This is a genomic window from Shewanella rhizosphaerae, assembly GCF_019457655.1.
Classification (GTDB): Bacteria; Pseudomonadota; Gammaproteobacteria; order Enterobacterales; family Shewanellaceae; genus Shewanella; species Shewanella loihica.
In genome coordinates, this window is record NZ_CP080420.1 from 1,261,565 (window position 1) to 1,276,027 (window position 14,463).

The 14,463-nt window shown below is 52.3% G+C and carries 8 protein-coding genes; 7 read left to right on the top strand and 1 reads right to left on the bottom strand.

The annotated features are described in order from the left end of the window. Nucleotides 1–65 precede the first annotated feature (65 nt). Both K0I63_RS05630 and K0I63_RS05635 read left to right on the top strand, forming a co-directional pair. On the top strand, nucleotides 66–2,690 hold the full coding sequence (locus K0I63_RS05630; protein ID WP_220082813.1) for a TonB-dependent receptor: 2,625 nt from the start codon (nucleotides 66–68) through the stop codon (nucleotides 2,688–2,690). A 122-nt stretch (nucleotides 2,691–2,812) separates the two neighbouring features. After that, nucleotides 2,813–4,339, top strand: coding sequence for a tryptophan halogenase family protein (locus K0I63_RS05635; protein ID WP_220082814.1), 1,527 nt, complete (start codon nucleotides 2,813–2,815; stop codon nucleotides 4,337–4,339). Nucleotides 4,340–4,436: 97 nt separating this feature from the next. On the opposite strand, the gene K0I63_RS05640 is transcribed toward K0I63_RS05635, so the two are convergent. Further along, nucleotides 4,437–5,156 (bottom strand): SapC family protein, encoded by a 720-nt coding sequence (locus tag K0I63_RS05640; protein WP_220082815.1) that lies wholly within the window; start codon nucleotides 5,154–5,156, stop codon nucleotides 4,437–4,439. A 1,344-nt stretch (nucleotides 5,157–6,500) separates the two neighbouring features. On the opposite strand from K0I63_RS05640, the gene K0I63_RS05645 reads away from it, so the two are divergent. The 5 genes from K0I63_RS05645 to nagP all read left to right on the top strand — a co-directional run bounded on the left by K0I63_RS05645 (nucleotide 6,501) and on the right by nagP (nucleotide 14,423). Continuing rightward, entirely contained in the window at nucleotides 6,501–9,167 is a 2,667-nt protein-coding gene (locus K0I63_RS05645; RefSeq protein ID WP_220082816.1) for a beta-N-acetylhexosaminidase, read from the top strand. 310 nt (nucleotides 9,168–9,477) lie between these two features. Continuing rightward, a complete protein-coding gene (gene nagK / locus K0I63_RS05650; RefSeq protein ID WP_220082817.1) occupies nucleotides 9,478–10,377 on the top strand; it encodes an N-acetylglucosamine kinase in 900 nt (299 codons plus the stop codon). Between the two features lie 67 nt (nucleotides 10,378–10,444). Beyond that, nucleotides 10,445–11,575, top strand: coding sequence for an N-acetylglucosamine-6-phosphate deacetylase (nagA, locus tag K0I63_RS05655; protein WP_220082818.1), 1,131 nt, complete (start codon nucleotides 10,445–10,447; stop codon nucleotides 11,573–11,575). 167 nt (nucleotides 11,576–11,742) lie between these two features. Beyond that, nucleotides 11,743–12,906: a transmembrane glucosamine N-acetyltransferase NagX gene (gene nagX, locus K0I63_RS05660; protein ID WP_220082819.1), complete on the top strand. Its 1,164-nt coding sequence runs from the start codon at nucleotides 11,743–11,745 to the stop codon at nucleotides 12,904–12,906. Between the two features lie 212 nt (nucleotides 12,907–13,118). After that, nucleotides 13,119–14,423, top strand: a complete 1,305-nt coding sequence (gene nagP / locus K0I63_RS05665) for an N-acetylglucosamine MFS transporter NagP (protein ID WP_434086637.1) — start codon at nucleotides 13,119–13,121, stop codon at nucleotides 14,421–14,423. The last annotated feature ends 40 nt before the right edge of the window (nucleotides 14,424–14,463 follow it).

Consider the following 14,463-nt stretch of genomic DNA (forward strand, 5'->3'; position numbering starts at 1 on the left):
TGTCATTCCTTCGGGGATGGTTATGAATACGAAAAAAGATAATAAAGTTATGGAAGGGAAACGAGATGCGACCATCTACTTTTAAGAAAAGTGTACTAGCTACAAATATTGCGCTGCTGCTGAGCGGTGCAGTGTCTGTTTCTGCTCTAGCGGCAGAGGCCGATGCAGAAGCGGTTAATACTGATAATATTGAAAAAATTGAAGTACGTGGTCTGCGTGCTTCGATGAAGGCGTCAATTAACGCCAAAAGATTTTCTGATGCCGTTGTCGATGCCGTTACGGCCGAAGACATTGGTAAATTCCCCGATGGCGACGTAGGTGAGTCACTGGGTCGTATTCCTGGTGTTACCGTTAACCGCCAGTTTGGCCAAGGCCAGCAGGTGTCGATTCGTGGTGCCTCTGCTCAGCTAACTCGCACCCTGTTAAATGGTCACTCGGTTGCCTCGACCGGTTGGTTTGACCAACAGGCTATCGACCGTAGCTTTAACTATTCTCTGCTGCCACCCGAGATGATCAGTGGCATCGAAGTCTTTAAGTCTTCTCAGGCCGACATCACAGAAGGTGGTATTGGTGGTACCGTGGTTGTTAAGACCCGTAAGCCGCTGGACTTAGATGCCAATACCCTATTTTTAAGCGCCAAGGGCGATTATGGTACTGTCTCTGAGGCGACAGATCCTGCTGTCTCTGGCTTGTATAGCTGGGCAAACGAGGCCGAAACCTTCGGTGTTCTGGTTTCTGCTGCGGGCTCTCAAACCGACTATCAGCGTAACGGTATCGAAACCTTGTTGGGTTGGGGCGAAATTGTGCCGACAACCTTCCAACAAGATCGTGAGCGTACCGCCTACAACATTGCCGCTCAGTATCGTCCAACCGACAACTTAGAGTTCGGCCTAACGGTTACTAGCCTGGATCTTAAGGCAAACAACGCCAACACCTCTATCTTCCTCTTCCCTACACAGCAAGGCGTAAGCACTTGTAACAAAACCAATGCTGCGGGTGTTTGTACCGACATTACCCATACGGGCGAGGGTGGATTTGCCTGGGCACAGACTTGGGCTCGTGAAGCCGAGATGTCGTCAGATACCTATGACCTGGACTTCAAATATGAGGGTGAAGGTTTCACCCTTGAAGGCCGCGTCGGTAACACCAAGGCAGATGGTGGTACTAGCCTAACCTCTAACTATGGTAACTCTATCGGTCAGCCTGGTGACTTCGCCGGTCACTATGACGCTACTGGTGAGAAGATCATTATCGACATCGCCAACAAGTCTTTCGATGCGGGCGACTTTAACGGTCAGCTAGAAACTGCTGGTTGGGCGCTGAAGAAGCAGCCTAACACCGACGAAGAGACCTATGCTCAGTTCGACCTGACCTTCCCGGTAGATTTTGGTGCCATCACCTCGATCAAAGCCGGTGTGCGCTATGCAGACCATGACGTGACACAGCAAACTGACGCGGCAATCGTGGGTGACATTGTGGCTAAAGATGCCTCTGAATACTACTCTGGCACCATCTCATCTGGCGCAGGTTTTACCCTGCCTAAGCCGAATTTCGATGCCATGATCCGTGACGCTAAAGCCTCAGTTGATGGCTTTACCCGCGATAAGTCCGGTTACGGTACCCTGAATGAGAAGAACCTGGCCGCCTACGCCATGGCTAACTTCGAGGCGGAAGGGATCCGCGGCAACTTCGGTCTACGCTTCATCTCGACCGATATCGAATCTGATTACTATGCGCTGAGTTCAAGCGGTCAGTTCGCCGATGAGTTGAGCACTGACAAGTCGAGCTATAGCGACGTATTGCCAAGCATCAACGTGACGTTCGATTTAGCACCGGATCTCTTGCTACGTACCACGGCGGCTCAGGTGATGTCTCGTCCTAACTACGCAGATTTGTTTGCCACTTCGACTCTTCCAGGTCTGAATGATGGCACGCCAGGCAACGAGAAGCTTAACCGTGGTTCTGTTGCCCTGGATCCATTTAAGGCGACCCAGGCCGATGTGAGCTTGGAATGGTACTTCGGCGGTGAGGGGCTGGCCTCTTTGACCTACTTCATCAAAGATGTGAGTTCTTTTATTACCACTCGTCAGAAGCTTAACCAGCAGATTGGCATCGAAGACGATAACCTCAGAGATCAAGGCTACAGCGCCTGTGGTGTTGGCGTCTATGACTGCTGGACAGTCAGCGAGAAGTACAATGCTAACGGTGGTCATATCGAAGGGGTTGAGCTACAGCTGCAAGACTCGTTTGAAAACGGCCTGGGCTACTCGGTTAACTATACCTTCGCCGACGCCGGCTCTCCAGCCGAGAACTACCCAGATAAAGTGGGTGTCTTCTCTGACTCTTCTAAGCACACGGTTAACCTTGTGGGCTACTATGAGATGGAAAGCTTCTCAGCGCGTCTGGCCTACAACTGGCGCAGCGAGTATATGATGCGTGAGCTACCAGGTTTCTATGGTAACCGTCAACACCAAGACTATGGCTCGCTGGATCTGAGCATGAACTACAGCGTTACTGATTGGATGGATCTGACCTTCGAAGCCGTTAACCTCACAGAGGAAGACAGCATTCAGATAGGTGTCTCGCCAGTCGACAACCCAGATGTGATCGCTGAGTTTAAAGATAACTACCCAGTGTGGAGCTTCGAAGGCGAAGCAAGATACAAGGTGGGTGTCGCACTGCGATTCTAATCGACACATGAGTGTACAAAGCCCGGCTTAAGCTGGGCTTTTTATTAGCACCAACTTTTTATCAGCGACTTGTTATTAGCACCGACCTTTAATTAGACCAAGAGTAGGGCAGAGGTGAAACCATGGACATTAAGCGAATCCTTGTATTGGGGGGCGGCACGGCAGGATGGTTGGCGGCCAATCACCTGGGCAAGGCCCTTGAGCATCGCCAGGACGTGACCATCACGCTGGTGGAATCTCCCGATATTCCCATCATAGGGGTTGGCGAAGGTACAGTACCCGCCATTCGTCAGAGCTTGAAGCGCTTTGGGATAAGTGAATCTGAGTTTATTCGTCGGTGTGACGTCACCTTCAAACAGTCAATCAAGTTCGTCAACTGGATGGATAAGGACGGTCACGGGGCTGGGAACTTTTATCATCACCTGTTCGATATGCCGAGCCCTCTGGGGGAGGACCTGACCCAGCATTGGCTAGATAATACTAATACTGCATACGGCGACGTGGTCTCGCCTCAGCACAAGGTGTGTGAAGCCGGGCGTGCGCCAAAGCGGATCACCCACAGCGAATATGAGGGAGCGCTGGGTTACGCCTATCACCTCAATGCGGCTAAGTTTGCCAAGCTGCTTGCCGACAATGCCATCAGGCGTTTCAACGTCGAACATATCATGGCCAATGTGCAAGAGGTCACGTTAAGGGAAAATGGCGAGATCGCCTCTCTGGAAACCGATTGCCGGGGCAGTATCGGCGCCGACTTTTTTATCGATTGCAGTGGCTTTGAGTCCTTGCTTATCGACAAGACGCTCAAGGTGCCCTTTGTCGATAAGTCTCATCAGCTGTTTGCCGACAAGGCGATAGCAGTGCAGGTACCTATCGATGAGAATGAGGCGATCCCGCCTTATACTCTGGCGACGGCGCATCAGGCAGGCTGGATATGGGATATCGCCTTGACCCATAGGCGTGGTGTCGGCTTTGTCTACTCCTCTAAACATATGGATGATGACACGGCGCTTAACAAGCTCTCCCGATATCTGGGGCAGGATGTCGCCCAGTATCAGTATCGGGTCTTGCCGATGAAGCTTGGCTATCGCAGGGAGTTCTTGCATAAGAATTGCCTCTCCTTGGGGTTGGCTCAGGGTTTCCTCGAGCCCTTAGAAGCCACCTCTATCCTGCTGACCGATTTTGCCGCAGGCTTCGTGGCCAATCGCATGCCTAAGGATAGTGAGGCGCTTGCCTTGCTCTCTGAACAATTTAATCAGGTGATGACCTATGCCTGGGAGCGAGTCGTCGAATTTATCAAGATGCACTACTGCCTGTCAGACAGGAGTGATTCGCCGTTTTGGGCCGATAATCGCGATCCGGCAACGATTCCGAGTGAGCTCGCCACTCGACTCAAGCTGTGGAAAAACCATTCCCCCATAAGGCAAGACTTCTTCAGTAAGTTTGAGGTGTTCGACTTAGAAAACTATCTCTATGTCCTCTATGGCATGCATTATCCAACGGTACCTCAAGTTGCAGCTAAAGACCGCAGAGAAGCTTGGCAGGCCCAGGCGCGGCAGATAGCGAGTGTGGGTGAGCACCTGATGAAGGAGCTGCCAGAACACAGGGAGTTGCTAGAGAAGATCGCGGTATATGGCTTACAAAAATGTTGAGCTCAAAGCGCTATGATGTTTGATTTTTGAATGGGCACAATCGTTTTGGCGGGGCGCTGCTTATTCCAACGTCCCGCCATTAGCTTGTAGTGGATGCTTATTGCAGCTTATCGAACTCATTTTGCTTGGCGATAAGGCGAGACAGCTGGTTGAGCGAGGCTCTGTGAGCATAAACGATAGGCAGCAAGCCTTTCTTTCTAAGTTCGAGGAAATCCTCATCGCTTAGCTCGTTCAGCACCTTATCGTCGATCAGGTAGACACCATTGATGTTGATCTTCTGCTCAGATCTTTCCAGCTTAATCGTTAGCTGCTGAGAAACCAGTAGGTTCTTATCTGCCAGGTATTGGCAAACGGCCTGTGTCTGTTGATGCATGGCGGCAACATCCAGCAGGGCATTGGTTCGCGCCGTCAGGTATTCACTGCGCTCACCCTCGTCGGTGAAGAGTCGATTGCCAGCTTCTTCTGACACCATAGGGCTCTCCTCATCGATGCAGACGATCACGTTGTCGCCTTCTTCCGAAGTTCTGGCGATGGACAGCGGCGCATTGCTAAAGCCGATTGGGCTGATTGGCGCATCCCATTGATTGCTCTGGCAGTAGAGGTTAACTTCGGGCTCGATCCCCATGATGGCCACCGGAATAAACTGGCCGGTCTCACCATTCTTCACAAAGACGATGGGAAATTCGGCTGCCAGACTAGGGATCTCCCTGGCCAGCACTGGGATCAGGTGTTCCTTGTTGAAACGGCTGAAATCGTTTGAATGAGTCAGCTTGATGTTGAGATGTTTTTCTGTCGATAGGGGGACAATCTTTGCCATGTTTTTACCTTAGTTAATTTTAGTTTGTGGTGTTTGTTCCCTGCCCACTGTTCGTTAGGCTGGGAAACGCTGGGTTAATCTTTTACCGCTAGTGGCGGCCATAGTGCAAGCACTAATAGATCAAGCAGGCGCTAAAGTGGTGCGATAAAGGCGTTAAGTTGAGCAACTTTCACTGTTCGGCGCTTAGAATTAAATTTATCGCTGGTAGGGGATGAGTTTGCTCTTCTTAATACCTTTCTCATAGGACCTTCTATTTTCTTTAAGAAATCATCTGGCGCCACACTTATACTCATAGGCCCTTTTCGTTAGCATTGGTGCTCGTTTTCGGCGTTGAGTATCTTCTGGATGTTATCAATAGTTGACAGCGTTGTCATATTTATGTGGTGACTAATGCTGGGCACAGCCTTTGTAGCTGTGTCTGTGACTGGCGGTTTTCAACGGGCAGATAAAAAATTGCCTCAGAATGTCAAAAAAATGTAGAAATTCTGTTCTTTCTTAGGTAGATTAATGAATGACAGCGTTGTCATTTGCTTGTGTGACACGTTCGTTTTGTAAGGTTTGCATTGTTAGGAAGAGGTCTCCTAACTTGTGCATTGGCAGTAGCTATTAAGTTTGTAGCAATGGTTATTGTGTTTGTTTTTTCCTATAGTCTCTCCCCAGATACTAGAGATGGCTAGATGTGTTATGTCTCAATTGGCGCCTTTATCGGCGGCCCTTGATACATGATGCATCTAGCGCTTTTTTCTGGATTAGAGTGACGCCTGATGAGTGGGATCTAGGGAAATGCGTAAGAGCGAGCAAAGCACAGCACAGCGCGGCACAGCAGGGCGTTCGTTGTCTTGCAGAGGTTCAGATTAAAAAAATATTTCTGTCATTGTCAGATGGCTTTCCAAAGCCTGAGTGGTTTCTAAAGCCAGAACGCTTTCTATAGCCTGATTACATGCCAATTCTAGATTGCCTGTAATTGCCAGGTGGGTTTCGGGGAGCCGCAAGGTTTATAAAAGTCTGACTATGATCTGTTTTCGCCGTTGCATCTATTTGCAAATAGGCCAAGATGCGGCGGCAAATAAGACCAAGCGTAGTAAGTAAATGATCAGCAATAGCGTAGGGAAAACGTTTGAGAGCAAGGCTGGATTTTTAGGTAAATTGTTATTCTACAATCAAAAAAGTAATGCAGTTATCGAACGTTTTAACAAGTTAGCTTGAACAGTTATTTATTAGGATTGGCATAAAGTGGTGGCTATCTCAGATATCGCAATAGCAGGAAGCTAATTGCCTATGCTGACGGGGAAGGGTGGCTGCAATGAGACTTGATAGTTCAAGTCGAGAAAAGTGAGGATAACAATGAATAATAAGCTCATTCCAATAACATTACTCATGAGCCTGGGACTATTTGGGTGCAGTCAGCCAACCACTAACCAAATTGCCAAGGATGAAGGCGTCGCGCCGCAGCAGGTCAGCGAAAGTTCTGCTCAGCAGGCACTGCATCAGTTTGCTACCAGCCTTGCCGTTAATTATCACACCTTGACCAATTATCCTCAGCAGTGCACCTCAACAGGTGTCGATGGCCGCTGTTTTGCCGCCCAGATAGAATTAGTCCCGGGTGTCGATTTTGACCGTAAGGATTGGGCTATCTACTACAGCCAGATGCGGCCGGTGAAAAAGGTGTTAACCGATGCCTTTGAGTTGACTCAGGTTAAAGGGGATCTGCATCGCATCACGCCCACGGATAAATTTAGCGGTTTCAAGAAAGGTCAGCCGGTCGACATCGCCTTTCTCGGTGAGTTGTGGCAGCTGTCGGAAACCGATGCCATGCCCAACTACTATATTGTCGTGCCCGGCCTTAAGCCCGAGATCATTAGCAGCACCCAGCTGACTGTCGATGCCAGTACCGGCATGGAGCAGCGGCCCTATGTCGAGACTTATGTCAGCGCCGAGAGCCAATATAAGCGCAGCGATACGGATAAGCTTAAGTGGGCGACGCCTCAAGTCTTGTTTGATGCAAACCAGGATATCGAGAGTCGCCCTGAGCTTGCTGTTAACGCGATCATCCCAACGCCCAAGCTGCAAGTAATCAATAGTCAGAGCCCAGTGTTATCCCTGGCCTCAGGCTATCATCTGGATGCTGGCAGCGTAGCTAAGGCGTCTGTCGAGGCGGCCTTGGCTCGCCTGGCCCGCCTTGGCGTTAAGCCATCGCCTCAAGGTATCCCACTCAAGTTAGAGCCGTCGACGACTAAACTCGCCGAAGGGGGCTATCGCCTCGATATTACCTCTGATGGCATCACCATAGGCGCCAGCGACGATGCAGGTTTCTCCTATGGCTTGGCGTCGCTAACAAGTCTTATCTCTCTCGACACCCTATCGCTCAATGCCATGGAGATTGAAGATGAGCCTAGATATGGCTTTCGCGGCATGCATGTGGACGTGGCGCGTAATTTTCACAGCAAGCAGTTTATCTTAGATCTGCTGGATCAGATGGCGGCCTATAAGCTAAACAAGCTACACCTGCATATGGCCGATGATGAGGGCTGGCGCCTGGAGATAGACGGCCTGCCCGAGCTGACCCAGGTGGGCAGTCGTCGCTGTCACGACCTGCAGGAGGATACCTGCTTATTGCCACAACTGGGCAGCGGCCCAGATGGCGATAGCAAGGTTAATGGTTTCTACTCTAAGGCTGATTATATCGAAATCCTCAAGTATGCCAGCGCGCGCCAAATTCAGGTGATTCCGTCCATGGATATGCCGGGTCACTCGCGCGCCGCCATCAAGTCGATGGAGGCCAGGTATCGCCGTCTGATGGCTGAAGGCAATGAAGCCGCCGCTAACGAGTATCGCCTCATCGACCCGCTGGACAAGACTCGCTACGCCTCGATTCAATATTACGACGACAACACGCTCAACGTCTGTATGGATTCCAGCTATCACTTTGTCGACAAGGTGGTGAGCGAGATAGCCAAGCTTCACCAGGCAGCGGGTCAGAGCCTAGAGCTTTATCATATCGGCGCCGATGAGACCGCCGGCGCATGGATCGACTCACCCGTCTGTCAGACGCTGCTTGCAGACAAAGACAGCGGCCTAGATAGCGAGGCACATTTTGGGGCTTACTTCATCGAGCGGGTGGCCAATATGCTGGCCGATAAAGGGATTGAAACCGCGGGCTGGAGCGATGGCATTAGCCATACTCGCCCCGAGCGTATGCCGGCAAGGAATCAAACTAACATCTGGGATGTGGTTGCCCACGGCGGTTATCAGCGCGCCCATGCACAGGCCAACTTGGGCTGGGATACGGTATTGAGTAATCCCGAGGTGCTCTATTTCGATTTCCCCTACGAGGCCGATCCCAAAGAGCATGGCTATTACTGGGCGAGTCGCAGTACCAACGAGCGCAAACTCTTTAGTTTCATGCCAGATAACCTACCGGCCAACGCCGAGCAGTGGACGGATATCGAAGGTAAACCATTTGAGGCCGACGATACTCTTAAGCTGGATGAAGAGGGCAAACGCCTCAGTGGGCCGCTTAATCAAGGAGTTAGATTCAAAGGGATCCAGGGCCAGCTCTGGAGCGAGACCATACGCTCAGATCAAGTGGTGGAATATATGGTGTTTCCTCGCCTGTTAGTGCTGGCTGAAAGGGCATGGCACAAGGCCGATTGGGAGGTGCCATATCAATATCAGGGGGCTAAATATGGCCCAGAGACAAACTACTTCACGGCCGAGATGCGTGAGAAGCAGCGCGTGCAGTGGCAGACCTTTGCCAACACCTTAGGCTATAAGGAGCTGGCTAAGCTGGATAGGGCAGGGATAGCCTATCGTGTGCCAACCCTAGGTGCCAAGATCAAGGAAGGTTACCTGCAGGCAAACAGCATCTATCCCGGGCTCGGATTAGAGTATCGAGTCGATGGCGGCCAGTGGCAGCAATATACAGAGGCGGTTAGCGTCTCAGGTAGAGTCGAGGTCAGAGGCGTCGCCGCCGATGGTATCCGTAAGGGGCGCACACTCAAGGTCAATTAACATTTCGCTATTAGCACTAGTTTACTGACCGAAAAATAGGTCATTTAAGCCAGCTAATGAAAATGCAATGTAAGCTAGCGCGGTTATCTAAGAGCCGATAACCGCTTTCCTCCCTGTAAATAGCAAAAAAAATCTGGGCGCCTTAGAGGCGTTAACCGGGCAGTGACGGAGAAGCTTGCTGTCACAAATTTAGTGATAATTTTAAATGACAGCGTTGTCATTTTTGTTGTAACATGACATTAACTTAGTCAGTGGGCAGGGCGGGCGAAGCTAGATGCCCTGGATAATAAAACTGTGAAAGAGGTTGGTAATGGGATTTAACCAGACAGAGGAACAGGCCCTCGTCATAGGCATAGATGGTGGTGGCAGCAAGTGCCGCGCGACTATCTACGCCACCGATGACAGTGTGATCGGCACTGGTGTGGCCGGGCGTGCGAATCCGCTTTACGGCCTGACACATACCTTCGACTCTATCTCGCGCGCGACCGAACTCGCTCTACAAGACGCCGGGCTAAAAGCTGGCGACAGCAAGACACTGGTAGCGGGCGTAGGCCTGGCTGGAGTCAATGTCGCGCATCTTTATCAGGCGATCAAAGCATGGCAGCATCCCTTCGCAGAGATGTATGTCACCACAGATCTGCACACCGCCTGCATCGGCGCCCATAAAGGTGGCGATGGCGCGGTGATCATCACAGGTACCGGCTCCTGCGGTTATGCCCACGTGGGCGAGCAGTCCTTGAGCCTAGGTGGGCATGGCTTTGCTCTGGGCGATAAGGGCAGTGGCGCCTGGCTTGGCTTACAGGCCGCGCAGCAGGTACTGTTAGATCTCGATGGCTTCGGCCCGGCTACCCAGCTAACAGAGCGTCTATTGGAGCACTTTAAGGTGAACGATGCCATGGGCATAGTCGAGCACCTGGCAGGCAAATCATCCGGTTGTTATGCCACCCTGGCGCGCACGGTGTTATCTTGTGCACAGGCCCAGGATGAGGTGGCTAAGGCGATAGTGGTCGAGGGCGCCGAGTATATCAGCGCCTTGGCCCACAAGTTATTTGAGATCCACCCGCCGCGTTTTTCCATGATAGGTGGCCTCGCCGAGCCTCTAGCCCCCTGGTTGGATAGGCGGGTAGTTGACAAGATCTCGCCAATTCTTGCCCCGCCCGAATTAGGCGCCGCCTATTTTGCGCGTCAGCAGCTAGGCTCTTGCAGTTAAGCTTTAGCAGTCAGGCTTGAGCCAAGCGTAACGAGTTGTAGATGATGTTTTGCCAGGAATTGAATCGATGAAACAGACACTGATTGCCGAGCGGGTATTTGACGGCGAACACTTCCACCTTAACCAGGCCATCACCATAGAGGACGGGCGTATCGTTTCTTTCGATAGGGCTAGCGATGTCGAGCCGATTCTGCTGGCCGGTACCCTGGTGCCTGGCTTTATCGATGTTCAGGTCAATGGCGGCGGCGGTGCCCTGTTTAACGACGCGCCCAGCCTCGAGAAGATAAAGACCATAGGCCAGGCCCATGCCAGATTTGGCACCACGGGCTTCTTGCCGACCCTGATCACCGACGATATCGAGGTGATGCGCGCCGCCGCCGATGCCGTGGCCGAGGCGCTGGCGCTGAATACGCCAGGCGTGCTGGGGATCCATTTCGAGGGGCCACATCTCAGCGTGCCCAAGAAGGGCGTCCATCCGGCCAATTATATTCGTCGTATCTCTGATGAAGAGCTGGCGGTTTTTGCCCGCAATGATCTAGGGACTAAGGTGGTGACACTGGCGCCGGAGAATGTCGCGTCAGAGGTGATTCACGCCCTGGCCGAGTGCGGCGTCAGAGTCTGTCTCGGTCATTCTAATGCCGACTACGATACCGTTATTAAGGCGCTTGAGGCGGGAGCTACCGGTTTCACCCACCTGTTTAACGCCATGTCACCCATGGATTCCAGGGCGCCGGGTATGGTGGGCGCGGCGCTGGAGAGCCAGAATGCCTGGTGCGGCCTGATTGTCGATGGTCACCACGTGCATCCGGCCTCGGCTAAGGTAGCTATTGCCGCTAAGCCAAGGGGCAAGGTGATGCTGGTGACAGACGCCATGCCGCCTGTGGGCATGGATGATAACGCAAGCTTCGAGCTGTTTGGCACCCAAGTGGTGCGCCGCGGTGACAGGTTAAATGCCGTAACCGGTGAGCTTGCCGGATGTGTGCTGGATATGATCGGCGCGGTCAACAACAGCGTTAGCATGCTAGGTGTGGCCCACGAAGAGGCGCTGCGGATGGCGGCTAGATATCCCGCCGAGTTTATCGGTCATCGTCAGCGCGGCGTGTTTACCATAGGCGCCAGAGCGGATATGGTGTTGCTAGGCAGCGATAATCAAGTGGCGCGCACCTACATAGATGGCCAGTTGGTTTATCAGGCATAGCGACCACATTAGATGCATAGCCGTCGCGATAGAGAATTGCAAAAGGCGCTGAAACAAGCGCTCTATTTGTGCTCGTAATTGAGGCGCTAATTAGGCTCAGTGCTCGTGCCTATCGGGTTAAGCCTAGTGTTTGATTTATAATAATAACGATAAGAGAGAGGCTCCTGATGGAACCTAAAACAGATACCCATCCAAAACCGACCGCGAAACCCAGGCTGATGTCGCTCGATGCCCTAAGGGGCTTCGATATGTTCTGGATCCTGGGAGGCGAAGCATTGTTTGCGGCGCTGCTCGTCTGGACCGGCTGGCAGGGCTGGCGTATCGCCGATGCCCAGATGCACCACAGTCAGTGGCACGGCTTTACCTTCTATGATCTTATCTTCCCCTTATTTATCTTCCTCTCTGGCGTCGCCTTGGGCCTATCGCCCAAACGCCTGGATTCAATGCCCTGGCCCGAGCGCCTTCCCCTCTATCGCCACGCGATAAAACGTCTGATGCTGCTGCTCCTATTTGGCGTGCTCTATAACCACGGCTGGGGCACGGGCATGCCCATGGCGGCTGATGAGATAAGGTATGCCAGTGTGCTTGGACGCATCGCCTTTGCCTGGTTCTTCGCCGCCTTACTGGTGTGGCATACCGGGCTGAAGACGCAGGTATTGGTCGCCATCGGTATACTCTTCGGATACGCCGCGGTGCAGCTGTGGCTGCCGGTTCCCGGCGGTGTGGCGGGGGACTTCTCAATGTCTGGCTCGATCAACGCCTATGTGGATGGTAAGTTTCTGCCCGGTATTAGCTATCAGGGTAGGGCGACAGACCCCGAGGGGATCCTCTCGACCCTTCCTGCCATAGTCAATGCCTTGGCCGGCGTCTTTACTGGTCGCTTCATCGTTAAGCCTCATCCCAAGTGGGGAGGGGCAAAGGGAGAATGGGTCAAGGTTGGCATCTTGTTACTTGCCGGTTTGCTCAGCCTGGGGCTCGGCTGGTTGATGAACCCTTATATTCCGGTGAATAAAGATCTCTGGACCAGCAGCTTTGTCATGGTCACTTTGGGCTGGAGCCTTATCTTACTCGCCATCTTCTATGCGCTGGTGGATGTGGTAAAGCTGCACAGATTGGCATTTGCCTTTGTGGTCATAGGCTGCAATGCCATCATCATCTATTTGGCATCAAGCCTGGTTAAATGGGACTACCTTGCCAGCAGCCTATTTGGCGGCGCGATACAGGCGCTGCCGATTGAGATGCAGCCTCTGGCGTCAGCCTGCGCCTTGCTCTTGGTGCAATGGTTGCTGCTCTATTGGATGTATAAGCGCGGCATCTTCATCAAGGTTTAAGTCTTATAGAAGATAATGGCTGGGCAATTTAATAAGGAAAACGCTGTGTTAGCCTGTAAAGGCTAAAAAGCCAAAATGACAGCGTTGTCTTTTTTCTGTTTATGTTTTAACATCGATGAAACAAGGGGGCAACTTGCGCCCAAGCTGTAATGTACCAAGCCGATATCACTGAGCTGATATCCGAAGATTAATTACTATAAGAAAACAGGCTTATGGAAATGACATTAAATAGTGAAAGTAAGCGCAGCAGCGTGATCCCCATGGCGATCGTTGCCGGACTCTTCTTTATTCTGGGTTTTGCGACCTGGCTAAACGGGTCCTTGATGCCTTACCTCAAGCAGATCCTGCAACTCACCCCGCTTCAAGCCTCTCTCATTCTCTTCTCCTTCTATATCGCCGTGACCTTTACCGCATTGCCCTCGGCATGGGTGATACGTAAGGTCGGTTACAAGACGGGCATGGCGATGGGCATGGGGATCATGATGATTGCCGGCCTGCTATTCATCCCCGCGGCCAAGACGCAGGTATTTGCGCTATTTCTATTTGCGCAGCTGGTGATGGGCACGGGGCAGACCCTGCTACAGACGGCGGTGAATCCCTATGTGGTCAGAATCGGCCCCGAGGAGTCGGCCGCCGCTCGCGTGAGTGTCATGGGGATCCTCAACAAGGGCGCAGGGGTGATCGCGCCGCTGGTGTTTACTGCCCTGATCCTCGACAGCTTTAAGGACAGAGTCGGCGTTGAGCTGACCCAGGCGCAGATCGACGAGATGGCCAATGGCCTGGTGTTCCCATATCTGGGCATGGCTATCTTTATCGGTGTGCTGGCGCTACTGGTGAAGAAGTCGCCTCTGCCAGAGCTTGAAAATGAAGACGAGCAAGGGCAGGGTACCAAGGGCCATACCCGTGAGGCGCTGTCTCATCCTAATCTGGCATTAGGTGTAGTAGCACTGTTTTTCTATGTGGCGGTAGAAGTGATCGCCGGCGATACCATAGGCACCTTCGCCCTCTCTCTCGGAGTCGAAAACTATGGTGTGATGACTTCCTATACCATGATCTGCATGGTCATCGGCTACTCCCTGGGTATCCTGACCATTCCCCGTTTCATCTCTCAGCCTAAGGCGCTGATGATCTCGGCGATACTAGGCCTAATGCTGACGCTGGGGATCCTATTTGGTGACAACGAGTCCTATGCTATCGCCAATGCGTTGCTGGTTCCCTTCGGCGGCGCCATGTTGCCAGATACCCTGTTGATGATCGCCTTCTTAGGCTTGGCTAACGCCATCGTCTGGCCAGCAGTATGGCCGCTGGCGCTATCTGGCATGGGCAAACTGACCAGCACAGGCTCTGCGCTATTGGTGATGGGCATTGCAGGTGGCGCATTCGGTCCGCTGTTTTGGGGATTAACCAGCTCGGCCACATCGCTTGGTCAGCAGGGCGGCTATATGGTGATGTTGCCTTGTTACCTGTTTATCCTCTTCTATGCCGTGAAAGGCTATAAGATGCGTAGCTGGAAATAGCCGAGAGAGTTTATCGAATTAAAAGGAGCCTAGTGCTCCT

Bases quoted from the DNA above. Each gene is read 5' to 3' on its own strand.
- nagX (WP_220082819.1), top strand. From the start codon at position 11,743: ATGGAACCTAAAACAGATACCCATCCAAAACCGACCGCGAAACCCAGG.
- nagK (WP_220082817.1), top strand. From the start codon at position 9,478: ATGGGATTTAACCAGACAGAGGAACAGGCCCTCGTCATAGGCATAGAT.
- K0I63_RS05630 (WP_220082813.1), top strand. From the start codon at position 66: ATGCGACCATCTACTTTTAAGAAAAGTGTACTAGCTACAAATATTGCG.
- nagA (WP_220082818.1), top strand. From the start codon at position 10,445: ATGAAACAGACACTGATTGCCGAGCGGGTATTTGACGGCGAACACTTC.
- K0I63_RS05640 (WP_220082815.1), bottom strand. From the start codon at position 5,156: ATGGCAAAGATTGTCCCCCTATCGACAGAAAAACATCTCAACATCAAG.
- nagP (WP_434086637.1), top strand. From the start codon at position 13,119: ATGGAAATGACATTAAATAGTGAAAGTAAGCGCAGCAGCGTGATCCCC.
- K0I63_RS05645 (WP_220082816.1), top strand. From the start codon at position 6,501: ATGAATAATAAGCTCATTCCAATAACATTACTCATGAGCCTGGGACTA.
- K0I63_RS05635 (WP_220082814.1), top strand. From the start codon at position 2,813: ATGGACATTAAGCGAATCCTTGTATTGGGGGGCGGCACGGCAGGATGG.